Annotated in this window: 19 protein-coding genes; 9 read left to right on the top strand and 10 right to left on the bottom strand. The window is 71.5% G+C overall.

What is annotated here, in order from left to right; genetic code table 11:
* Nucleotide 1 precedes the first annotated feature (1 nt).
* Entirely contained in the window at nt 2–973 is a 972-nt protein-coding gene (locus tag OG302_RS23840; protein ID WP_371528622.1) for a cyclase family protein, read from the top strand.
* 375 nt (nt 974–1,348) lie between these two features.
* Here OG302_RS23840 and OG302_RS23835 read toward each other — a convergent pair whose 3' ends face one another.
* The 3 genes from OG302_RS23835 to OG302_RS23825 form a co-directional block, all read right to left on the bottom strand.
* A complete protein-coding gene (locus OG302_RS23835) occupies nt 1,349–1,840 on the bottom strand; it encodes an ATP-binding protein (protein ID WP_371528621.1) in 492 nt (163 codons plus the stop codon).
* Between the two features lie 471 nt (nt 1,841–2,311).
* Entirely contained in the window at nt 2,312–3,226 is a 915-nt protein-coding gene (locus OG302_RS23830) for an acyl-CoA dehydrogenase family protein (RefSeq protein ID WP_371750212.1), read from the bottom strand.
* Nucleotides 3,227–3,234: 8 nt separating this feature from the next.
* Nucleotides 3,235–4,401: an acyl-CoA dehydrogenase gene (locus OG302_RS23825; RefSeq protein WP_371750211.1), complete on the bottom strand. Its 1,167-nt coding sequence runs from the start codon at nt 4,399–4,401 to the stop codon at nt 3,235–3,237.
* Nucleotides 4,402–4,577: 176 nt separating this feature from the next.
* On the opposite strand from OG302_RS23825, the gene OG302_RS23820 reads away from it, so the two are divergent.
* Complete coding sequence (locus OG302_RS23820; RefSeq protein WP_371528620.1) at nt 4,578–6,164, top strand: AMP-binding protein; 1,587 nt, start codon at nt 4,578–4,580, stop codon at nt 6,162–6,164.
* Between the two features lie 15 nt (nt 6,165–6,179).
* Here the strand turns inward: OG302_RS23820 and OG302_RS23815 are convergent, their stop codons facing one another.
* Together OG302_RS23815 and OG302_RS23810 are read right to left on the bottom strand one after the other, a co-directional pair.
* Nucleotides 6,180–6,692: an EF-hand domain-containing protein gene (locus OG302_RS23815; RefSeq protein ID WP_371528619.1), complete on the bottom strand. Its 513-nt coding sequence runs from the start codon at nt 6,690–6,692 to the stop codon at nt 6,180–6,182.
* 290 nt (nt 6,693–6,982) lie between these two features.
* Nucleotides 6,983–7,357: an STAS domain-containing protein gene (locus OG302_RS23810; RefSeq protein ID WP_371528618.1), complete on the bottom strand. Its 375-nt coding sequence runs from the start codon at nt 7,355–7,357 to the stop codon at nt 6,983–6,985.
* A 261-nt stretch (nt 7,358–7,618) separates the two neighbouring features.
* Between OG302_RS23810 and OG302_RS23805 the strand changes: the two genes are divergently transcribed.
* Nucleotides 7,619–8,218, top strand: coding sequence for a sigma-70 family RNA polymerase sigma factor (locus tag OG302_RS23805; protein ID WP_371528617.1), 600 nt, complete (start codon nt 7,619–7,621; stop codon nt 8,216–8,218).
* Nucleotides 8,215–9,576: an MDMPI N domain containing protein gene (locus OG302_RS23800; RefSeq protein WP_371528616.1), complete on the top strand. Its 1,362-nt coding sequence runs from the start codon at nt 8,215–8,217 to the stop codon at nt 9,574–9,576. The genes OG302_RS23805 and OG302_RS23800 overlap by 4 nt, the downstream gene beginning before the upstream one ends.
* A 63-nt stretch (nt 9,577–9,639) precedes the next feature.
* Here OG302_RS23800 and purU read toward each other — a convergent pair whose 3' ends face one another.
* Nucleotides 9,640–10,524: a formyltetrahydrofolate deformylase gene (gene purU / locus OG302_RS23795; RefSeq protein WP_371528615.1), complete on the bottom strand. Its 885-nt coding sequence runs from the start codon at nt 10,522–10,524 to the stop codon at nt 9,640–9,642.
* Nucleotides 10,525–10,634: 110 nt separating this feature from the next.
* Complete coding sequence (locus OG302_RS23790; RefSeq protein ID WP_371750392.1) at nt 10,635–10,823, bottom strand: hypothetical protein; 189 nt, start codon at nt 10,821–10,823, stop codon at nt 10,635–10,637.
* Between OG302_RS23790 and OG302_RS23785 the strand changes: the two genes are divergently transcribed.
* Entirely contained in the window at nt 10,743–11,861 is a 1,119-nt protein-coding gene (locus tag OG302_RS23785; protein ID WP_371528614.1) for an IS630 family transposase, read from the top strand. The two genes, OG302_RS23790 and OG302_RS23785, sit on opposite strands and share 81 nt — an antisense overlap.
* A gap of 31 nt (nt 11,862–11,892) precedes the next feature.
* Here OG302_RS23785 and OG302_RS23780 read toward each other — a convergent pair whose 3' ends face one another.
* Nucleotides 11,893–12,396, bottom strand: coding sequence for a hypothetical protein (locus OG302_RS23780; RefSeq protein ID WP_371528613.1), 504 nt, complete (start codon nt 12,394–12,396; stop codon nt 11,893–11,895).
* Nucleotides 12,397–12,513: 117 nt separating this feature from the next.
* Here OG302_RS23780 and OG302_RS23775 point away from each other — a divergent pair, with 117 nt between their 5' ends.
* Nucleotides 12,514–13,788 carry an ABC transporter substrate-binding protein gene (locus OG302_RS23775; RefSeq protein WP_371750210.1) on the top strand — a complete coding sequence of 425 codons (1,275 nt, stop codon included), beginning with the start codon at nt 12,514–12,516 and terminating at the stop codon, nt 13,786–13,788.
* Nucleotides 13,789–13,796: 8 nt separating this feature from the next.
* Here the strand turns inward: OG302_RS23775 and OG302_RS23770 are convergent, their stop codons facing one another.
* Nucleotides 13,797–15,770 (bottom strand): hypothetical protein, encoded by a 1,974-nt coding sequence (locus tag OG302_RS23770; RefSeq protein ID WP_371528612.1) that lies wholly within the window; start codon nt 15,768–15,770, stop codon nt 13,797–13,799.
* Nucleotides 15,771–16,037: 267 nt separating this feature from the next.
* Nucleotides 16,038–17,426: a transcriptional regulator gene (locus OG302_RS23765; RefSeq protein WP_371528611.1), complete on the bottom strand. Its 1,389-nt coding sequence runs from the start codon at nt 17,424–17,426 to the stop codon at nt 16,038–16,040.
* Between the two features lie 298 nt (nt 17,427–17,724).
* Between OG302_RS23765 and OG302_RS23760 the strand changes: the two genes are divergently transcribed.
* The 3 genes from OG302_RS23760 to OG302_RS23750 all read left to right on the top strand — a co-directional run bounded on the left by OG302_RS23760 (nt 17,725) and on the right by OG302_RS23750 (nt 20,977).
* On the top strand, nt 17,725–18,372 hold the full coding sequence (locus tag OG302_RS23760; protein ID WP_371528610.1) for a bifunctional DNA primase/polymerase: 648 nt from the start codon (nt 17,725–17,727) through the stop codon (nt 18,370–18,372).
* 194 nt (nt 18,373–18,566) lie between these two features.
* On the top strand, nt 18,567–19,373 hold the full coding sequence (locus tag OG302_RS23755) for an ABC transporter ATP-binding protein (RefSeq protein WP_371528609.1): 807 nt from the start codon (nt 18,567–18,569) through the stop codon (nt 19,371–19,373).
* Nucleotides 19,370–20,977, top strand: a complete 1,608-nt coding sequence (locus OG302_RS23750; protein WP_371528608.1) for a transporter — start codon at nt 19,370–19,372, stop codon at nt 20,975–20,977. The genes OG302_RS23755 and OG302_RS23750 overlap by 4 nt, the downstream gene beginning before the upstream one ends.
* Nucleotide 20,978 lies beyond the last annotated feature (1 nt).

Genomic DNA, 20,978 nt, shown 5'->3' with positions numbered 1-20,978 from the left:
CATGTCAGACTCGGCACCCACAGGTCCCACCGATTCGACCCCGGCGTCCGCCCTGCCGCCCGAGTTCCACGACATCGCCAAACGCGTGAACAACTGGGGCCGTTGGGGCTCCGACGACGAGATCGGCACCCTCAACCTCATCACCGACGAGGTCGTACGCGAGGCCGCCGCCACCATTCGCACCGGCAGGCGCATTCCACTCGCACTGCCGCTCAAGGAGGACGGCGTCCAGACCGGCCTGATACCCGGCCGGATCAACCCCCTCCACACGATGGTGCAGATCAACCAGGAGCTCTTCGGCCCCGGCACGGTCGCCACCAGCGACGACGCCGTCACGATGGGCCTCCAGACAGCCACCCACTGGGACGCGCTCACCCACGCCTCGCACTCGGGAAAGATCTACAACGGCCGCCCCGCCGACTCCATCACCGCCCACACCGGCGCGCGGTTCAGCGGCATCGACAAGGTGCCGCACCTCGTCTCGCGCGGCGTACTGCTCGACGTCGCCCGCGCCAAGGGCGTGGACCGGCTGCCCGGCGATCACGCGGTGACGCCCGAAGACCTGGCGGAGGCAGCGGAGTTCGCCGGGATCACCGTCCGCGCCGGCGACATCGTCCTCGTACGCACCGGCCAGATCCAGACCTACCTGGCGGGCGACAAGCACGCGTACGGATATCCGTCCCCCGGCCTCTCGGTCCACACCCCGGAGTGGTTCCACGCTCGCGATGTCGCGGCGGTCGCCAACGACACGCTCACCTTCGAGATCTTCCCGCCCGAGATCGAGAACCTCTGGCTGCCCGTGCACGCGCTCGACCTGGTCGAGATGGGGATGCTGCAGGGCCAGAACTGGAATCTCGAAAAGTTGTCCACAGCCTGTGCAGAAGTTTCCCGCTACAGCTTCCTGCTCTCCGCGATGCCCGAACCGTTCATCGGCGGTACGGGGACACCCGTCGCGCCCGTAGCGGTGCTGTGAGCCTTCGGATGGCGGCGGCCCGGCTCCCGCCCCGAGCGCGTCGCCGCGCGCGCCGCCATCCGGCTCCGGCGCACTGGTCCTGCTCTCCGGCCACGAAGGGACCGACGCCGACGGCGACCCACATCTCGCCGAGGACCGGGTCACAGACCACCGTCCCTCGACGTCCCCTCGCGGCGAATCGCTGCACACAAGCGTGATCAATCGGACACGGTACGTCAACACCCGTCCGGTGATTAATGAATTATGCCGCTTATGCTCCGGCCGCGCATGGCCGCGCATCGTGGCACGCGACGGCGCATGCGGGCGCCCGGCACCGCCAAGGGACCTGCCATGAGTGCGGCCATGAGCACCGTCATGAGCACCGCCACGCAGTGCTCAGACCGCTTCGTACGCGACGTCCTCGTAGGTCGCCCCGTCGAACGCGACCGCCTCGACGCCCGGCTCGCACCGGTCCACCTCGCACCAGATGCTCTTTCCCGCGCCTTCGGTCTGCCAGCCCCAGCGGTCCGCGAGGCCGTCGACGAGCTCAAGGCCCCGGCCGTTGGTCGCGTCGCCGTCCGCGTGCCGCTGCTTCGGGGGACGTGCGCTGGCATCGGCCACCTCGACCCTGACCGTGCCCGGCCCGGCATCGGCGGCCTCCTCTGGCACTTCCGGGACGTCCGGGAGCCGCATGCGCAGCACGGCCGGACAGCCCGTGTGCACCACCGCGTTGGTGACCAGCTCCGAGATCAGCAGGATCAGCGTCTCGGCCAGTGGCTCGTCGACCCCTATCCCGGAACCGGCGAGCCGTGAGCGCGCCCACCTTCGGGCCCGCCCCACCTCGGCCGGGTCCGGCCTGACCTCCAGCTGAACTTGAAGCACCTGCACCGCTCACACCATCCGAACCGGCGGACACATCGCCTCGCGACTCCACAGGGTCACGGAACGTGATCCCCTTGAGAGACAGCATGGTTGACGTTCAGTCACCCCAACAAGCGCTTCAGGCATATTCCAGCGCGAAGGAGTACGCGTGCGGCATACTGTGCGACGCGCACTGCGGGGGGTCGAACAGGCGGGCATACAGCCCCTTCCTGCACTGCGAACGGCACGCATTGCCGGGCCCGGCGCCGCCTCAGTGGCAACACCGGCATGGCTCGACCTCAGAACCACTCGCATCTCACACAAGGTACCGGAGCCGAAGCCCGACTCCATGCCGTGACGAGTCACGCATAGGACACAACCCGATATCGACGCTCAGTAGCCTCCCCCCACTTCGGGAGCTCCACAAGTCGATCACTCTCCGCACACCGGCCCCACGACGATCCCGTGGCCCCACGAGCCCCACAGCCGCCCAAGCCGTCAGAGTGCCGCCGCGAGCTCCTCCTCCGCCCGGGCCGCGGACTGCCCGAGGCCGGCACGCACCCAGGCCCGCTTCAGATGCAGATGTACGTCGGCCTCCCAGGTGAACCCCATTCCGCCGTGCACCTGGAGGCAGTCCCGCGCGTTCCTCACCGCCGCCTCGTCGGCGAGCAGCTTGGCCCCGGCGATCTCCAGTACGTCACCGGTGACGGCCGCGGCATACACGGCGACACGGGCGACCTCGGCCCGGACGAGCATCTGCGCGCAGAGGTGCTTGACGGCCTGGAACGCCCCGATGGGCTGGCCGAATTGGGTACGTTCCCGGGCGTATTGGACAGCCATCTCACAGGTTCGCGCGGCGCTGCCGAGCTGCTCGGCGGCGAGCAGGAGATCCGCCTCCGCCCCGCCCTCGCTCCCCTCACGCGACGAAGGCGCAGACGAAGGCGTAGACGCAGACACCCGATGCAGCGGCGTCAGCGGGTCGACCGACCGCAACGGAACCGCCCCCGAGACGTCACCCTGCGCGACATCCGCCGCGTCGAGCCAGGGGACGAGCCCCCCGTACGGGGCCGTCACCACGGTCACGCCCTGTGCCGCGCCGGCGACGTCGCGTGCGGCGAGGAACGTGGCCACCAGCGGCCCGGGAAGCAGCACCCGCCCCGCCTCCTCGAAGGCAAGCACGGCCTCCGGAAGCGCGAGGCCGACCCCGCCCTGCGCCTCCGGCACCCGCAGCGAGAAGAACCCGGCGTCCCCGAGCTCCCGCCAGAGGTTCCGGTCCAGGGAGGGCACCTCCGAGCCCGACGCGTCCCCGGGACCCACCGCTGCCCGTAAGGCTTCTCCGCCGAAGCGCCCCTCCAGCAGTTCACGCACTCCGCTCTTCAACGCCTGCTGATCTTCAGTGAGTTGGAAGTCCACGTGCTCCCTCACCGCCCCTTCGGGAGGCCGAGTATCCGCTCGGCCACGATGTTCTGCTGGATCTGCGAGGTCCCGGCGGCGATCGTGTAGGAGAGAGAGGAGAGGCGGTCCAGGGTCCACTCGTGGTCCAGGTCGAGGGCGCCCGCCCCGAGTACCTCGCCGGCCGCCTCGTACAGCTCCTGGCGTGCGTGCGAGTAGCGGAGCTTGAAGACGGACCCGCCGATTCCCGGCACCCCGGTCCCCGCCCGCTGCGACTCGCTGACGTTCCACTGCGTGAGCCGCCACAGCGCCCCGAACTCCGCGCCCAGCCTGCCGAGCCTGCGGCGCAGCACCGCGTCGTCCCAGCGGCCGTTCTTGCGGGCCTCGCGGGCCAGCTCGCCGAGGACCCGGCGGCAGGCGACGACCTCCCCCACGAAGGCCGTGCCCCGCTCGTACGAGAGCGTCACCATGGTCACGCGCCAGCCGTCGTTCTCCGCGCCGACGCGGTTGGCGACCGGGACCCGCACCTCGTCGAGGAACATCTCGGCGAACTCGGTGGAGCCCGCGAGCGTGCGCAGCGGGCGGACCGTGATGCCGGGTGCGTCCATCGGCATCGCGAGCCATGTGATGCCGCGGTGCTTGGGCACGTCCTCGCTCACCGGGGTCGTCCGCACGAGGAGCTCGCACCAGTCGGCGACCTCCGCGTGCGAGGTCCAGATCTTGGATCCGCTCACCACGTAGTCGTCGCCGTCGCGCCACGCGCGCGTGCGCAGTGACGCGAGGTCGGAGCCCGCGTCCGGTTCGCTGAAGCCCTGGCACCACACCTCGTCGCCGCGCAGCACGGGCGGCAGCCAGCGGGCCCGCTGTCCGGGGGTTCCTTCGGAGGCGATGGTGGGGCCCGCGTGCAGCAGGCCCACGAAGTTCGCCCCTACGTAGGGTGCGCCCGCCTTCTCGGTCTCCTCCAGGAAGATGAGGTGCTGGGTGGGGGTGGCGCCCCGCCCTCCCGCGTCGACGGGCCAGTGCAGGCCCGCGTATCCGGCGTCGTACAGCCTGCGCTGCCACCCCATGTCGTACGCGCGGCGCCCCGGCCAGTCCAACGGGTCCGGGCGCGCCGGCAGTTGGGGGAGGGTGCGGGCCAGCCACTCGCGCAGGCCCGCCCGGAAGGATTCCTCCTCCTGCGTGTAGGTGAGGTCCACGTCGCCCCCTCCGGTCATCCCTCCGGCCCCTCCGGACTATCTGATGACCCGTCAGAACGCAGGCTAGCTTCGCACCTCTGGACCGACAAGGCGGTGAGCCTTACGCTCTCGGCACGATCTGACTGCCCGTCAGTTCAGTCGGTCCGTCAGCCGGACTCCGGTCGCGAGGGGATCACATGAGCACCTCAGGGAACGCGGGGATCGAGACCGCGTACACACTCGGCGCCTCCCGCACCCTCTGGGAGCTCATCGAGCGGCGCGCCGCGCTCACCCCGGACACGGCCGTGCTGCTCCAGGCGGCCACCGACCCCGCCGACGACCGGCGGCTCACCTTCGGCGAACTGCGCGACCGCTGCGAGCGCGTGGCCGCGGGCCTCTACGAAATGGGCGTGCGCCCCGGCACGGTGGTGGCCTGGCAACTGCCCACCCGCATCGAGACCGCCCTGCTCTCCTTCGCGCTCGCCCGTATCGGCGCGGTCCAGTCGCCGGTCATCCCCTTCTACCGCGATCGCGAAGTCGGCTTCGCGCTGCGGGAGTCGAAGGCCGAGTTCTTCGCCGTGCCGGGGGTGTGGCGCGGCTTCGACCACACGGAGATGGCCGAGCGCCTCGGCGCACGGGGCATATTCAAGGCGTACGCGTACGAGGACCTGCCCGACGGCGATCCGTCCGTCCTGCCCCCGCCGCCCTCCGACGGCACGTCGGTGCGCTGGATCTACTGGACGTCGGGCACGACGTCCGACCCCAAGGGCGTACTGCACACGGACCGTTCGCTGATCGCGGGCGGCTCGTGCCTGGCGCACGCGCTGCACCTCTCCGCGGACGACGTCGGCTCGATGGCGTTCCCCTTCGCGCACATCGCGGGGCCCGACTACACGGTGATGCTGCTCCTGTACGGCTTCCCGGCGGTGATGTTCGAGACGTTCGCGCTGCCGGACGCGCTGGACGGCTACCGGCGGCACGGCGTGACCGTGGCGGGCGGATCGACCGCGTTCTACTCGATGTTCCTCGCCGAGCAGCGCAAGCTGGCGCCCGGCGAGAAGCTCATCCCCACCCTGCGCCTCCTCGCGGGCGGCGGTGCGCCGAAGCCGCCGGAGATCTATCACGCCGTCGTACGCGAGATGGGCTGCCAGCTCACCCACGGGTACGGCATGACCGAGGTGCCGATGATCACCATGGGCGCCCCGGACGACACCGCGGAGAACCTGGCGACGACGGAGGGAATGCCCCCCGATGGCATGGAGATCCGGGTCACGGACGCCGAGGGCAAGGAGGTGCCCGCAGGGGTCGACGGCGAGGTGCGGCTGCGCGGGGAGGCCGTCTGCCAGGGGTACCTGGACCCCGAGCAGAGCGCGGGGGTCTTCGACGCGGACGGCTTCCTGATCACGGGCGACCTGGGCCACGTACGGCCGACGGGGCACCTGGTCCTCACCGGCCGGGCCAAGGACATCATCATCCGCAAGGGCGAGAACATCTCCGCCAAGGAGATCGAGGACCTGCTGCACCGGCATCCGGCCGTCGGGGACGCGGCGGTGATCGGCCTCCCGGACCCCGAACGGGGCGAGCGGGTCTGCGCGGTGATCGAGCAGCGGCCGGGCGACCATGACGCGCTGACCCTGGAGTCCATGACCGGCTATCTCCGCGGGGAAGGACTCTCCACGTACAAGCTGCCGGAACAACTGGAGCTGGTGGAGGCCCTCCCCCGCAACGAGACGCTGCGCAAGGTGCTCAAGTACAAGCTGCGGGAGCGGTTCACGCGGAGCTAGCGCTCACCGCGCGGCTCACTCGGGGACGGTGAAGTACGCCGCGAACGCCGCGACGATCTCGTCCTCCGTCACCCGTCCGTCCCCGTCGGTGTCGAGCGAGCTGCCCGCGGTGCCCGCGATGTCCTCCGGAACACCAAGTGCCTTGAGCACGCGCGCCAGTTCCTGGGGGCTGACCGCACCGTCCCCGTCGCCGTCCGCGACGGCGATCACGGCGTCCAGGAACGGCCGCGCGATCTCGGCGAACCGGGCCGGGTTGTCGCGCAGCCGCTTCACGGCGCCGCCCACGAACTCCGGCTTGGTGATCCGCTGGTCGCCGTCACGGTCGGCGATCCCGGCCATGCCCTGCCAGAAGGCCTCGGCCCCGATGTAGAGCGCCTGCCCCTTCCCGGAGCGTGCCGTGGCGCCGAACTCGCTGAGCAGGGCGGCGGCCGCCGTGCTGAAGTCCTCACGGGAGATGTAGCCGTTGCCGTCCTGGTCGAAGGTGGCGAAACGGGCCGCGATCTTACGCTCGTACTCGGCACTGTCCATGGTGTTCGGGCCGCCTCACTTCTGCGGTTGGGTGCGTGTGCACAGGGGGTTCCCTGGGTGTCTCTGGCAGCGAGCGTACGTCTTCGGCGACCGCCCGGAGGCGGGAAGCCGACGCTTGTGCCAAGACCGGGACAAGAGAGGTTGTACCAGGAACCGGCTCCCGGTGATCTTTTGGGTCGCCCTTGACCCCGCCGGCTCCGCACGGCCCCGCTCCCGCCCGTCCGCGGCGCCCATCTGCCCCTGGCGCGTGGCGAGATCGGCGGCGCGGTCGGCGGCGCGGGACGGCCGGGTCACGCGGAGAGCGGAATGGCCTCCTCGTCCACCGCGGCCGCCACGTCCGGGAAGACCTCGAAGAGGCGGCGTACGCCGAGGGCGGCGAGGACGCGGTTCACGTGGGATCCGTCCTCGGCGCCCTTCGCGGGCAGTATCAGGCGCAGCCTGCCCTGACAGGAGCGGAACAGACGGCGCGTCGCGATCAGCACGCCGACGCCGCTGGAGTCGCAGAACAGGACATCCGAGAGGTCGAGGACGAGGCTGTGCCGGCCGTCGGCCACGGCGTCGTGCACGCGCTGGCGCACGACGGGCGAGGTCACCAGGTCCATCTCGCCGGACACCCGCAGCACGGCCCAGCCGTCCTGCTCGTCCACGGCCACCTGCAGCGTCACTCGCACGCCTCTCGCTCGCTGATACCGCTCGCTCGTAGCTCGCCGATGCGGAAGCCTTCCCTACGCTTCCTACGTCGCGGCTGCCCCAGCTCCTCTCCATGAAACACCAGCAACGCAGCTCCCTATCATCCGAGGCCGGGAGCAGACGCACTTTGCCTCAAAGGCAATGCGTTGTCGGTGGTGGCGACTACATTCGATGGAGGGTTTCGGTCGGGACGGGGATCGGGACGCGCACGGAACGGCACGCGCAGAGGGGGCCGCATGGCGAAGGACGCGCCGCGCCGCTGGGACCGCCGCATGCAGCAGCGACTGACGCACGGGGAGGCTGCGGCGCTCGGCGAGCTGTACGACCGCTTCGCCTCACTCGTGCACGGCCTCGCCCACCGCGTGCTCGGCGACGAGGACGCCGCCGACCGCATCACCCGCGAGGTCTTCGCCCACATCTGGGAGAACCCCGACGCGTACGACCCCAAGCAAGGCCCCCTGCGCTCCTGGGTCGCCCAGCTCACCCACCAGCGGGCCGTCCGGCGGCTGCGCCAGACCGAGTCCGCCGCCCTGGCCCGCGGCGGCGAGGGCACCACGGAGGACCTGGAGCGCAGGGTCCGCCGCGCATCGGCCGCCGCCCGCGCGGACTACATCGTCACAGCCATGCCCGCTCCGCTGCGCGCCGCCCTGGAGCTGGCCTACTTCCAGCGGCGGGACTACCGCCAGACGGCTGCCGACCTCGGCGTGACGGAGGACGAGGCGCGCCGCCGCCTCCGCCTCGGCCTGCAGCTGCTCTCCACCGCGAACGACGCGGCGGGACCGGCGGAGCCGCACCCCGCACCGGGCGCGCGTCCCGGTTACGGGAGAGCGCTGTGAACGGGCCCGACCGGCAGGAACCGTTCGAGGAACCGGACAGGGACCGCTCTGAGGCTGGGCCTGGGCCTGGGACTGGGCCTGAGACCGGCGACGGTGCGGGCGGCCTGAGTGGTCCCGGCGGCCCCGGTGAGCAGCCGGATGCCCGGCGGCCGCCTCGCATACCGCTGCCCCGCACCTCCATAGAGGACAGCGGGCAACCCTTGCCCGACCCTCCGCTCGCCCTCGACCACCGCGTCCTGAAGTCCCTGCTCGGGGCATGGGCGCTCGCCGCCTGCTCGGTCGAGGAGGCCATCGCCGTCGAGGAGCACCTGGGCCACTGCGGCCCCTGCGCGGAAGAGGCGCTGCGGCTGCGCGACGCGGTGGGCCTGCTGCACCAGGAGGAGAGCCTCGACCTCGACCCGGGCCTGCGCAACCGCGTCATCGAGAACTGCCTGGGACGGCGCCCGCCCCGTATCCCGGTGCCCGAGTGGGCCATTCCGTACGACGCGGAGACCGCCCGGCTCGACGCCCTCCTGCGCGACATCGGCGACTCGGAGTGGCACGCCCCGGTGCGCCTGCGCTGGTTCGACGAGGACAGTCCGGTCAGCCGCAAGACGACGGTGGCCGGGGTGATCGCCCACCTCCTCGCCGTGGACGGCCTGGTCGCGCTGGCCCTCGGCCTCGACGACCCGCTGGGCAGGGAGGCACCGCCGCAGGCCGACCCGGGCCGGCGCACCGAGGCGTACTGGCGCGCCTCGTACTTCCCTCCCACCCGCGCGGTGCGCGGCCCCTGGCGCGAGCAGACCCACGAGCTGATCCGCACGGTGTCCTTCACGGCGGGCGGCACGCAGGGCTCCGGCTCCGGCGGCCTCACCGTTCCGTACAGCGCCCCGGACGAGCACGGCCGCCGCGTCGAACTGCCGCTGCGGGACTCGATGCTGGACCGCGCCTTCGAGTGCTGGATCCACGCGGGCGACATCGCGGAGGCGGTGGACTATCCCTACGAACCGCCGTCGCCGCGCCATCTGCACCGCATGATCGACCTCGCCGCCCGGATGCTCCCCGGCACGATCGCCGAGCGCCGCCGCGCGGGGCTCGCCGCCCCGTCGCAGGGCCTGGTGGCGGCGGGCGCCCCGGGCCGGAGCCTGCGCCTTGAGGTCGAGGGCATGGGCGGCGGCGAATGGTTCATCCCGCTGGACTCCCCCGGCGCCGACGCGTCGCCGGACCGTGAGGTGGCCCATGTAGCGCTGGACGGCGTCGAGTTCTGCCGCCTTGCCGCGGGCCACGTGTCTCCGGAGGAGGCCGCGGCGGGGCAGGTCGGCGACCGCCAAGCGATCAGGGACGTGCTGTTCGCGGCGGCGTCACTGAGCCGGATGTGAGCTGTTCGCGGGCCCGGAGGGCCCGGAGGGCCCGGAGGGCCCACTTCAGGCGCTTCAGGCGCTTCAGGCGAAGACGACCGTGCGGTGGCCGTTCAGCAGGATCCTGCGCTCGGCGTGCCACTTCACGGCCCGCGCGAGTGCCTGGCACTCCACGTCACGGCCGATCGCGACGAGCTGGTTCGGCGTGACGTCGTGGCCGACCCGCTCGACCTCCTGCTCGATGATCGGGCCCTCGTCGAGGTCCGCCGTCACATAGTGCGCGGTCGCACCGATCAGCTTCACACCACGCGCGTGCGCCTGGTGGTACGGCTTCGCACCCTTGAAGCTCGGCAGGAACGAGTGGTGGATGTTGATGATCCGGCCGCTGAGCTGCTTGCAGAAGTCGTCCGAGAGGACCTGCATGTAGCGGGCGAGGACGACGAGCTCCACGTTCTCCGCGCGCACGAGCTCCAGGATCTGCGCCTCGGCCTGCGCCTTGTTCTCCTTCGTCACCGGAATGTGGTGGAAGGGGATGTCGTACGAGGCGGCCAGCTCGGCGAAGTCCCTGTGGTTCGAGACGACCGCGGCGATCTCGACCGGCAGCGCGCCGATCCGCGAGCGGAACAGCAGGTCGTTCAGGCAGTGCCCGAACTTCGACACGAGGAGGACGATGCGCATCTTGTCGTCGGCGCGGTTCAGCTGCCAGTCCATGTGGAAGGAGTCGCCGATCGCCGCGAAGCTCGCCCGCAGCTTCTCCACCGTCACCGGCGGCTCCGCCGAGAAGTGGACGCGCATGAAGAAGAGTCCGGTGTCGTGGTCGCCGAACTGCTGACTGTCCTCGATGTTGCAGCCGGTCATGAAGAGATAACTCGACACGGCGTGCACGATGCCCTGCTTGTCCGGGCAGGAGAGGGTCAGGACGTACTGCTCAGCGGGGTCGGCGGACGCGGCGACGGACGGCTCATTCATGCCCCTAAGGTTCCCACAACCGGCACCCGCCGCGGTCCGCCGTTCCGCGGGTCGGGACCGGTCGGCAGGAAGGCGTCCGGCAAGGCGTCCGGCAGGACGGCGGGCAGGGCCTAGTGCGGCGTCCACGAACGTTCGCCGGGGCGGCGGGAGTTGGCGGGGATGGCTCTGTTGGCCTCACTCTTGATGGTGACGTAGTCGTTGTTGAGGGTGAGGTCGGGATGGTCGAGCCGGTCAGGGCAAGGCGGTTGAGTGATGACGAGGGACAGAGGCTGCAGCGGATCGTCCGGCGGGGCCGGCATGAGTCGGTGCGGGTCCGCCGGGCTTTGATCGTCATGGCGTCGGCGTCGGGGACTTCGGTGACAGCGATCGCCCGGCTCGTCGCCGCGCATGAGGACACCGTCCGCGACGTCATCCACGCATTCAACGAGAAAGGTCTGGCCTCACTGGACCCTCAGTGGGCGGGAGGCCGTCCCCGCCTGATCAGCGATGAAGACCGGGGAATCATCATCGCGACGGCCACGGCCCGCCCCGTGACACTGGGGCAACCCTTCACCCACTGGAGTCTTCGCAAGCTCGCCGACCACCTGGCACACAACCGGGGCCGCACGGTCACGATCGGCCGGGAACGGCTGCGACAGATCCTGCACGAGCACGGCATCTCCTTCCAGCGCACCCGCACCTGGAAGGAGTCCAAAGATCCCGACAAGGACACCAAACTGGACCGCATCGAGCACGTGACCAGGGATTTCCTCGACCGGTGCTTCGCCTTCGACCAGTTCGGGCCGCTGTCGATCCGCCCCTGCCACGGCTCCTCATGGGCCCGGCAGAACAAGCCGGCCCGCCTGCCGGCCACCTATCACCGCACCCACGGCATCCGTTACTTCCACGGCTGCTATTCCCTGGGCGACGACCAGCTGTGGGGCGTGACCCGGCGCCGCAAGGGCGGCGACCACAGCCTCGCGGCACTGAAGTCGATCCGTGCCGCACGGCCCGACGGCGCACCCGTCTACGTGATCATGGACAACCTGTCGGCGAACAAGACCCCGGCCATCCGGACATGGGCCGCCAGGAACAGGGTCGAGTTATGCCTGACACCGACCAGCGCGTCGTGGGCCAACCCGATCGAGGCCCAGTTCGGCCCCTTACGGAACTTCGTCATGGCAGGCTCCCACCACCCCAACCACACCGTGCTGGCCCGCAAACTGCAGGACTACCTGCGATGGCGCAACGCGAACGCCCGCCACCCCGACATCCTGACCGCCCAACGCCGCGAACGCGCCAAAGTCCGCAGCGAACGCCGACAACGCTGGGGACGACCACGACCTCAAGCCGCCTGACCAACCCCGGCCAACGTTCGTGGCCACCGCACTAGCTCGCCGACCGCGTCATGATGCGCAGCACCTCGAGCGTCTGCGGCGGCGCGTCCGGATCCTCCCCGTCGCTGACGGAGAGCCGCACGTGCGCTTCGCGCGCCGCACGGACCGCGTCCGGCCATCCCGGGTGATCGAGATAGGCGGACACCAGCGCGTCCGGCCCCACCTCGTGCATGATCCGCAGGACCCGCAGCACCGCCGCGTCGGCCAGGGCCGCCTCCTCCGCGTCACGGAAGATCGTCCCGACGTACTTCTCGGCGGACCAGTTGTCGAGCCACGTGTCCTCGACCAGGCGGTACACGGCGTCGGTCACGTCCCCGTACTCCTCGCGCCCCGCGAGCCAGCACTCACGCTGGAACCCCGGGTCGGAGAGCATGTGGAGCGCCGAGCGCACGTTGCTTCGCCACCGCCACCACGGCATGTCGTTCGTTGGCATGCCGCCCATGGTGCTTGAGCGACGGCCACGACGGGAAGAGTTCTCCGAACCTTGCACGGTCATCGATCGTACGTTCCCCCTCGGCGCAGCCGAATCGGCCCCTGTCATTCACCTTCTTGTCACCATGCGTTGAGAGTGCGTCACTCCTTGGTTGGCACTGCGACGGAATCGTGCATGACCATGCCCGTCTCGCGACGCACCCTGCTCCCCCGCCCCTCCAAGACCGCAGCACTCGGCGCGGCCGCCCTGGTGGCGGCGTGTGCGTCCCTGACCGCCGCGTGCGGGGTCATCCCTGGTTCCACGGGGGGATCCAGGGAGGACCCCGTGACCGTCATGACCTGGGCCCCGGAGAAGACCAAGGCGACGAACAAGCCCGGCATCCCCGCGATGGCGCAGGCCTACGCGCGCTGGGTCAACGCCAACGGCGGCCTCGACGGCCGCGAGCTCAAAGTCATCACCTGCAACGACCACAACGACCCGGTGGGCGCCGCCGACTGCGCCCGCAAGGCCGTCGACAGGAAGGTCGCGGCCGTCGTCGGCTCCTACAGCCAGCACGGCCGGTCCTTCCTCTCCCCCCTCGAAGTCGCCGGCATCCCCTACATCGGCGGGTACGGCGTCACCGACGAGGAGTTCAGCAGCCCCCTGTCGTATCCCGTCAACGGCGGCGAACCGGCGCTCATGGCGGGCAACGGCCGCCAGCTCGCCGCCCGCTGCGAGCGCGTCTCCCTCGTACGCCCGGACACCATCGCCGGGGACGATCTCCCGGGGCTCCTGGACGCGGGTCTCACGGAGGGCCACCGCAGGTCCTCCGCCGACATTCGGGCGCCCGAGGACGGCACCGACTTCACGTCGCAGGCCGAGCAGGCACTGGAGCGCGCGGGCACCGGCGGCTGCGTGACGGCGGCGCTCGGCGAGCGCACGGACACGTTCTACGACTCCTACCGGCGCACCGAGGACGCGTACCCGCCCGCGAAGATCTCCTCCGTGCTCGGCAGCGTCGACCAGTCCCTCGTCGACCGCACGGGCGGCGGCAACGGCCCGTACGAAGGCGCCTATCTCACCGGCTGGTACCCCGCCGCCAGCGATCCCCGCTGGGGCGAGATGCGCGAGGTCATCCGTAGGCAGGCCTTCGGCGACAACCGGGTCGACCCGACGGACGCGGGCGTGCAGACGACGTGGATCGCCTACACCGTCCTGAAGCAGGCCGTCGAGTCGCTCGACGGCGGCGAGGTCTCGTCACGGACGCTGCGGCGGGCACTCGACGACGGTCTGGAGGTGCGGACGGGCGGGCTCACGCCCACCCTGAGCTGGCGCTTCAAGGACATGCTCGCGGCGAGCGACTTCCCGCGCCTGGTCAACGCCGACGTCACGTTCCAGATGGTGCGCGACGGCCGTCTGGTGCCGGCGCGCAAGGGGTTCGTGAACGTCTCGAAGACGCTGGAGCAGGTGCGGTGACGGTGGCCCTAGAGCTGTGACTTGTCGCGGGTGGTGAGCCCGTACTGCTTGGCGATGGCGTTCCACAACCCGGCGGCTTCCTGCTTGGCCGTGGTCGCCTCGCCGCTCGACTTGTTGGCGGCGACCGCCTGCGGCGTGATGCGGGCGTGGCCCTTCTTGCAGCCCTTCTTGCCCGCGACCTGGCCCGCCCACGCGGCGTAGTGGTTGTCGGCCGCGGCGGACGCCTTCCAGGCCTTGGTGAGGGACGCGGTCAGTTGGGCGTTGGCCGGGAGCTTGTCCACGGAGAGCCCCGAGAGGCGCGTGACCAGGCCGTTGCGCTGCTTGGCCGCGTTGCGCAGATCGGTGGCCGACTTGGCGAGGTCGGCGCACTTTCCCACGTTGCGTACGGCGCCGATCACCGAGTCACGGCTGTTGTTGCTGTCGGCGAGGAGCTTGTCCAGGGCGACGGCCTGCTCCTTGGCCGGGTCGACGGAGGGCGAGGGCTTCTCGTCGCTCGGCGCGGAGTCGGAGACGGTCTTGGGGCTGTCCTTCTCGTCGTCACCGCCACTGCTGAGGAGGGCACCGGCGCCGACGCCGATCAGCGCGATGACGACACCGATGGCCGCGAAGAGCGGCACCTTCGACCCGGTGCGGCCCCCGCCGCCGTTCCCGCGGGCCGGGGCGGCTGCCGCGGCGCGGCGTGCGGCACGGCCCCCGCCGTCGCCGTGGGCGGCGGGCTGCGGTGGCTCGAAGCGGGGCATCTGCTGGGTCGACGCGGGGCCTTCGGGCTCCGCCTGTTCGGTACGGAAGAGGCTGTCGAACTCGGCCGGCGGCTGCCGGTCGCCCGGGGCGCCGGGCCGTATCCCGAAGGGTGCCTTGCCGGGCTCGGCGGGCACGGGGGCGATGAACTGCGTGGGCTCGTTGTCGGAACCGGCCGCCGGGGGCATCGGCGCACCCGGCATGGGCGAGCGTCCCAGGAACTGCGTGGCGTCGCCCGCGGGTGCCTCGGGAGGCAGGGCACCGGGGGCGACCGGGGGTATGTACTGCGTGGCGCCTTCGTCGACGCCTGCGCCTGCGGCGGGCGTCGCGGGTATGTACTGCGTCGCGTCCGCGTCACCCGCGGCGGCGGGCGGCAACGGCGCGAGGCCTCCGGCGATGGGCGGCAAGGGCGCTCCGGCACCGGTACCGGTACCGGTGTTGCCGGGGGGCAGCTGCCCCGCCTGAGCGGCGGGCGGCAGCTGACCTGCCTGACCGGCCTGCGGAAGCGGCTGACCCTGCTGGCCGTGCTGGCCGTGCTGACCGTGCTGACTCGGATAAGCGGTGTCGGCGGGCTGCCCCGCGTGGGCTCCGCCCGCCTGATGTCTCGCGTGGGCGCCACCCGCGGGCTGCCCCGCGTGCGCCCCGCCCGGACCCTGCCCCGCGTACGGCTTGTCGGCGGCGGGCTGCCCTGCGTGCTGGCCGGCGTGCTGGCCGCCCTGAGCGTGGCTCGCGTGCTGACCGCCCTGCCCGTGACCCGCGTACGTCCCGGCTTGAGGGTGGCCGCCCTGCGGCTGCTGGCCGCCGTGCGGCGCGCCCTGTGCCTGGCCCCCGTACGCGGCGTCAGGAGCCTGCCCGCCGTACGGGCCGCCCTGCGGCTGGCCTCCGTAGCCTCCGTGGCCCCCGTAAGAACCGTCCGCGGGCTGGCCCCCGTAGGAACCGCCCTGCGGGTGGTCCTCATGGTGCTGTGCGCCCTCGGCGGGCAGCGGGGTGCCCGCTCCGTACGACTGCTGCTGGCCGGGCGCGGGGGCCCATGCCTGGCCCGAGCCGGGCGGCGGCGGGTCCGCGGGGGCCGGACCCCACGGCTGGCCCCAGGGGCTGCCGCCCGCGGGAGCCACGTGGTCGCCGGTGGTGCCGGGCATGAAGGGTTCGCTTCCGTCGGCGGGCAGCACGATGCCTTCGTGCGCGTGCCGGTCCGCGGAATGCGGATCGGAGGAAGCGGCGCCCTGCCCGCTCTGCTGCGTCACCGGGACTCCTACGAGTGGGGGACCTACGGAACCGTCGGCTCACGCTACCGGGTCGCCACAGCCGTCTGCCACGCAGCTCAAACCTCCGGCGCCGTATCAATCGCCGAAGTAACAAAAGCTCTCCGCGAAACGCTGATTACGTCACCAGGGCGGATCGATCGCGTACGGGAGTTGGCCGTTCACGGTGCGGAAAGGGCGGGGACGGGCCACGTTCACCGGTGCGCGACACATGTCACAAACCCTTCACGCGCCCGGTCCCGCACTCCTTCACGCCGCCTGGATGTCCATCCGCGCCCCGAACTCCCTTACCACCGGCTCCTCGCGGTACGGCGCGAGCCGCTGCTGGAAGTCCTCCAGATACTCGGCGCCGCGGTTCGACCGCAGCGTTCCCAGCAGTTCGACCGCCTTCGTGCCCGTGTGGCACGCCTGCTCGATGTCCCGTCGCTGCACCTGCGCCGTGGCGAGCAGGACGAGGCCGATCGCCCGCCGCCGCGCCCGGGTCTCCGGATGCCCGGCGAGGGACTCCTCGGCACTGCGCGCCGCCGCGTCCGCCTGGCCCAAGTCACGGTGACAATGCGCCAATTCATCGGCCAGATACGCATGGTCGAAGTGCCGGATCCACACCGGGTCGTCGCCCGAACCCGCTTCCCCGGACGCCCGGTCCATCGCCTCGACCGCACGGCCCGCGACGACCTGGGTCGACCGCCCGTCCCCGAGCAGCGCGTGCCCCCTCGCCTCGGCGGCGTAGAACATGGCCTCCGCGCGCGGGGTGACCCGCCCGCGCGTCCCCTCCTGGGCCGCCCGCGCCAACTGCGCGATCTCCCGCGGGTTTCCGAGCTGGGCCGCGAGATGGCTCATGGACGCGGCCAGTACGTAACCGCCGTACCCGCGGTCGCCCGCCGCCTGTGCGAGGCGCAGCGCCTGGATGTAGTAGCGCTGGGCCAGGCCGGGCTGGCCCGTGTCCACCGCCATGTACCCGGCGAGCTCCGTCAACCGCGCGACGGCGGCGAACAGTTCGCGCCCGACCGCCTCGCGGTACGACCCGGCGAGCAGCCCGGACACCACGCTGTTCAGGTAGTGCACGACGACCGGCCGCACATGCCCGCTGCCGTACTGGTGGTCGAGCTGCGTCAGCGCCTCCGTCATGGCCCGCACCGCCGCCACGTCGGAGAGCCCGACCCGCGGCCCGGCCATCCGGCCGACCTGCGCGTCCGGTGACGAGATCAGCCAGTCGCGGCTCGGCTCGACGAGCGCGGAAGCGGCGACGGACGAGCCGGACAGGAAGTCCCGCCGCCCCACGTCGCTGCGCCACAGCTCGCAGACCTGCTCGATGGCGCCGAGCACGGTGGGCGAGAACTGCAGTCCGACGCCGGAGGCGAGGTTCTTGCCGTTCGCCATGCCGATCTCGTCGATCGTGACCGTCCGGCCCAGCTTGCGGCCGAGGGCCTCCGCGATGATGCCGGGCGCCCTGCCGCGTGGCTGCTGACCGCGCAGCCACCGGGCGACCGACGTCTTGTCGTAGCGCAGATCGAGACCGTGCTCCGCGCCGCACATGTTGACCCGGCGGGCCAGGCCCGCGTTCGAGCAACCCGCTTCCTGAATGAGTGCCTGCAGCCTTTCATTGGGCTGCCGCGCGACGAGCGGCCTTGCGGCCATGGCGTACCCCCTGATGTGCACCGTGGTTCATCTGGACGGAGGGGCCGGAATCGGCCACCCCAGATGATCAATGCCCTTGGAACAAACGGAAGATGCACCACAAACGGACGATAAGTCAGTAACCGGGCTTCTTCGGAGTGCCCCAGACCTGGCTACCCGCACATGGAACCCATTCCCCATGCGCGCCCCCGGCCGTGCACCCATGCGCCCCACATGCAGGATCGATGCTCCGCCCCCGCGCACGCGACAGCCGTAACCGTAGGTGTCGGGCGGAGTTGAGAAGTCCGTGGAAGAGACCATGGGAGTCACGTCAGCCGCGCACATCCCGAAGCAGCGCGGAGAATCCTTGCTGGACACGGCCGTGCGATACGCGGAAGAGCGCCACTGGGACGTGTTCCCGGGGACGTGGCTCGAGTCCGTCGAGGGGGCCGAAATCTGCTCGTGCGGTGACGCCGAGTGCACGGCGCCCGGTTCGCACCCGGCGCGCGAGGACTGGGCGACACAGGCGACGGGCAGCGCGACCGTCGCCAGGCGGCTGTGGTCCAAGCAGCCGAAGTCCTCGATCCTGCTGCCGACAGGCCGTACCTTCGACGCGATCGACGTGCCCGAGACCGCCGGGTTCCTCGCGCTCGCCCGCATGGAGCGGATGGAGCTGACGCTCGGACCCGTGACCTGTACGCCCGACCGCCGGATGCAGTTCTTCGTCCTTCCCGGCGCCACCGCGAAGGTCCCTGACCTGGTACGCAAGCTCGGCTGGCCGCCCGCCGCGATCGACCTGATCTCGCTCGGCGAGGGGGCGTACGTGGCCGCTCCCCCGACCCGCTTCGGCGCATCGGGCGCCGTGCAGTGGGCCTGCCGCCCCACCGCGGCGAACCGCTGGCTCCCCGACGCGGAGGAGATCATCTCGCCGCTCGCCTACGCGTGCGGGCGCGAGGCGCGGCGCTAGGGGCTCTCCCTGTGGGGCCGCGCGCCCCCGACCCCCCTTCCTGAACCGCCGGAGGGGCTGGCTTCCTGAACCGCCGGAGGGGTTGGACATATCAGCCCGTCCGGCGTGGGAGGACGAACTCGGCGAAGCCGGTGACGACGGTGCCCAAGACGTATCGTGCACAGTCCAGAGACGGGGCGACGAAGGGCGGCACCGTGACCGAGGCAGCACCGGCGGCAGCACCTGGGCCCGCCCCCGCGGCGGTACGGGTGCAAGGGCTGTGGAAGGCCTTCGGGCAGCAGATCGCCGTCGCCGGGATCGACCTCACGCTCCCCGCGGGCAAGTTCATCGGCCTCGTCGGCCCGAACGGCGCCGGCAAGACCACCACCCTCTCCATGGTGACCGGCCTCCTCCGGCCCGACCAGGGCACCGTCGAGGTCGTCGGCCACGACGTCTGGACCGACCCCGTCCAGGTCAAGGCCCGCATCGGCGTACTGCCGGAAGGCCTGCGCCTCTTCGAACGCCTCTCCGGACGCGAACTCCTCGCCTACACCGGCCGGCTGCGCGGACTCCCCGGCGACGAGGTCGACAAGAGAGCGACCCAGCTCCTCGACGTACTCGACCTCGCGGGCGCCCAGCACAAACTCGTCGTCGACTACTCGACCGGCATGCGCAAGAAGATCGGCCTCGCCGCGGCCCTGCTCCACAACCCCGAAGTCCTCTTCCTCGACGAACCCTTCGAGGGCGTCGACCCGGTCTCCGCACAGACCATCCGCGGCGTCCTGGAGCGCTACACCGCCTCCGGGGCCACCGTCGTCTTCTCCTCGCACGTCATGGAACTCGTCGAGTCCCTCTGCGACTGGGTCGCCGTGATGGCCGCGGGCCGCATCCGCGCCCAGGGCACTCTCGCCGAGGTCCGCGGCGCCGCACCCTCGCTCCAGCAGGCGTTCCTCGAACTCGTCGGCGCGGGCGGGCGCGACACCGGATCGCACCTCGACTGGCTGGGCGGCGGCACCCGATGAGCACGGCACCCACGGCCGCGCCCGCCCCCTCCATCACCCCCGTCTTCGTACGGCTGAAGCTCTCGCTCCTGCGCAACGGCCTGCACCAGTCGTCCGGCCGCCGCGCCGCCTACATCGCGTCCGTCGCCGCCGCACTCCTCGTCGCCGCACTCCAGCTCCTCGGCCTGATCGCCCTGCGCGGCAACGAACACGCCGCCACCGTCTCCGTCCTGCTCACCGCGGTGCTCGCGCTCGGCTGGGCGGTGATGCCGCTGTTCTTCCCCAGCGGCGACGAGACCCTCGACCCCACCCGCCTGGTGATGCTGCCGCTGCGCCCCAGGCCCCTGGTCCGCGCGCTCCTCGTAGCGTCCCTCGTCGGCATCGGCCCGCTCTTCACCCTCTGCCTCGCGCTCGGCTCGGTCATCTCGCTGGCGCACGGCGCGGCAGCAGCGATCACGGGCGTCCTCGCCATCACCCTCACCCTGCTCACCTGCGTGGCCCTCGCACGCACGGTCGCCGCCGCCAACATCCGCCTGCTCACCAGCCGCAAGGGACGCGACCTCGCCGTCCTGAGCGGCCTGGTCATCGCGGTCGGCGCGCAGGTCGTCAACTTCGGCGCGCAGAAGCTCGGTTCGTCGGGCCTGTCCCAGCTCGACCCGGCGGCGGACGTCGTCCGCTGGATCCCGCCCTCCTCAGCGATCGCCGCCGTCGACTCCGTGAGCGAGGGCTCGTACGCCACCGGGGCCGTCCAACTCGCGCTGAGCGCCGCCGCTCTCGCCGCGCTCCTCGCCCTCTGGCAGCGCAGCCTGACCCACCTGATGACGACCCCGGACGGCTCGACGCTCGCGGCGGCGGAACCCACCAAGGCGCGCGGGGCGCGCGGCCCCGGCCGCCTGCTCCCCGGCGGACGCACCGGCACGGTCATGGAGCGCAGCCTGCGCTACGTGTGGCGCGACCCGAAGACGAAGGCCGCCTGGGTGACGTCCCTGGCCATCGGGCTCATCGTGCCGCTCTTCAACGCCCTCCAAGGAACCGGCTCGATCTACTTCGCCTGCTTCGCGGCCGGAATGCTCGGCGTCCTCATGTACAACCAGTTCGGCCAGGACACCTCGGCGTTCTGGATGGTCGCGATGACGATCTCCTCGACGCACGACGCGTACATCGAGATCCGCGCCCGCGCCCTGGCCCTCCTCGCGATCACCCTCCCGTACGCGACGCTGGTCACGGTCATCACGGCGGCGGTGCTCGGCGACTGGGCGGGCCTCCCGGAGGGACTCGGCCTCTCCTTCGCCCTGCTCGGCGCGATGCTGGCCACCGGGGCCTGGTCATCGGCCCGCTTCCCCTACTCGATCCCGCAGGAGGGCTACAAGAACGTGGCCCCCGGGCAGGCGGGCCTGGCCTGGATCTCGATCTTCGGCGGGATGGTCGCGGCGGCCCTGCTCTGCGCCCCGGTGCTCGCCTTCACCATCTGGCTGCACGTCTCGGGCGCGAGCTCCTGGTCCTGGGTGCTGCTGCCGCTGGGCGGGGCCTACGGAGCGGTGATCACGTACTGCGGCCTACGCCTCGCGGCACCGAGGGTGGCACGACGCCTGCCGGAGATCCTGTCGGCGGTCAGCAGGGGCTGAG

Origin of the sequence: Streptomyces sp. NBC_01283, assembly GCF_041435335.1 — a bacterium.
Lineage (GTDB): Bacteria > Actinomycetota > Actinomycetes > Streptomycetales > Streptomycetaceae > Streptomyces.
The sequence above is the reverse complement of the archived record's forward strand: the minus strand, read 5'-3'. Positions and strand labels throughout refer to the sequence as shown.

What these genes read in the sequence shown, in the direction of transcription:
- purU (WP_371528615.1), bottom strand. Translation starts at nt 10,524, where the DNA reads ATGAATGAGCCGTCCGTCGCCGCGTCCGCCGACCCCGCTGAGCAGTAC.
- OG302_RS23765 (WP_371528611.1), bottom strand. Translation starts at nt 17,426, where the DNA reads ATGGCCGCAAGGCCGCTCGTCGCGCGGCAGCCCAATGAAAGGCTGCAG.
- OG302_RS23790 (WP_371750392.1), bottom strand. Translation starts at nt 10,823, where the DNA reads ATGCCGGCCCCGCCGGACGATCCGCTGCAGCCTCTGTCCCTCGTCATC.
- OG302_RS23815 (WP_371528619.1), bottom strand. Translation starts at nt 6,692, where the DNA reads ATGGACAGTGCCGAGTACGAGCGTAAGATCGCGGCCCGTTTCGCCACC.
- OG302_RS23785 (WP_371528614.1), top strand. Translation starts at nt 10,743, where the DNA reads ATGGTCGAGCCGGTCAGGGCAAGGCGGTTGAGTGATGACGAGGGACAG.
- OG302_RS23760 (WP_371528610.1), top strand. Translation starts at nt 17,725, where the DNA reads ATGGGAGTCACGTCAGCCGCGCACATCCCGAAGCAGCGCGGAGAATCC.
- OG302_RS23805 (WP_371528617.1), top strand. Translation starts at nt 7,619, where the DNA reads ATGGCGAAGGACGCGCCGCGCCGCTGGGACCGCCGCATGCAGCAGCGA.
- OG302_RS23820 (WP_371528620.1), top strand. Translation starts at nt 4,578, where the DNA reads ATGAGCACCTCAGGGAACGCGGGGATCGAGACCGCGTACACACTCGGC.
- OG302_RS23750 (WP_371528608.1), top strand. Translation starts at nt 19,370, where the DNA reads ATGAGCACGGCACCCACGGCCGCGCCCGCCCCCTCCATCACCCCCGTC.
- OG302_RS23780 (WP_371528613.1), bottom strand. Translation starts at nt 12,396, where the DNA reads ATGACCGTGCAAGGTTCGGAGAACTCTTCCCGTCGTGGCCGTCGCTCA.
- OG302_RS23775 (WP_371750210.1), top strand. Translation starts at nt 12,514, where the DNA reads ATGCCCGTCTCGCGACGCACCCTGCTCCCCCGCCCCTCCAAGACCGCA.
- OG302_RS23840 (WP_371528622.1), top strand. Translation starts at nt 2, where the DNA reads ATGTCAGACTCGGCACCCACAGGTCCCACCGATTCGACCCCGGCGTCC.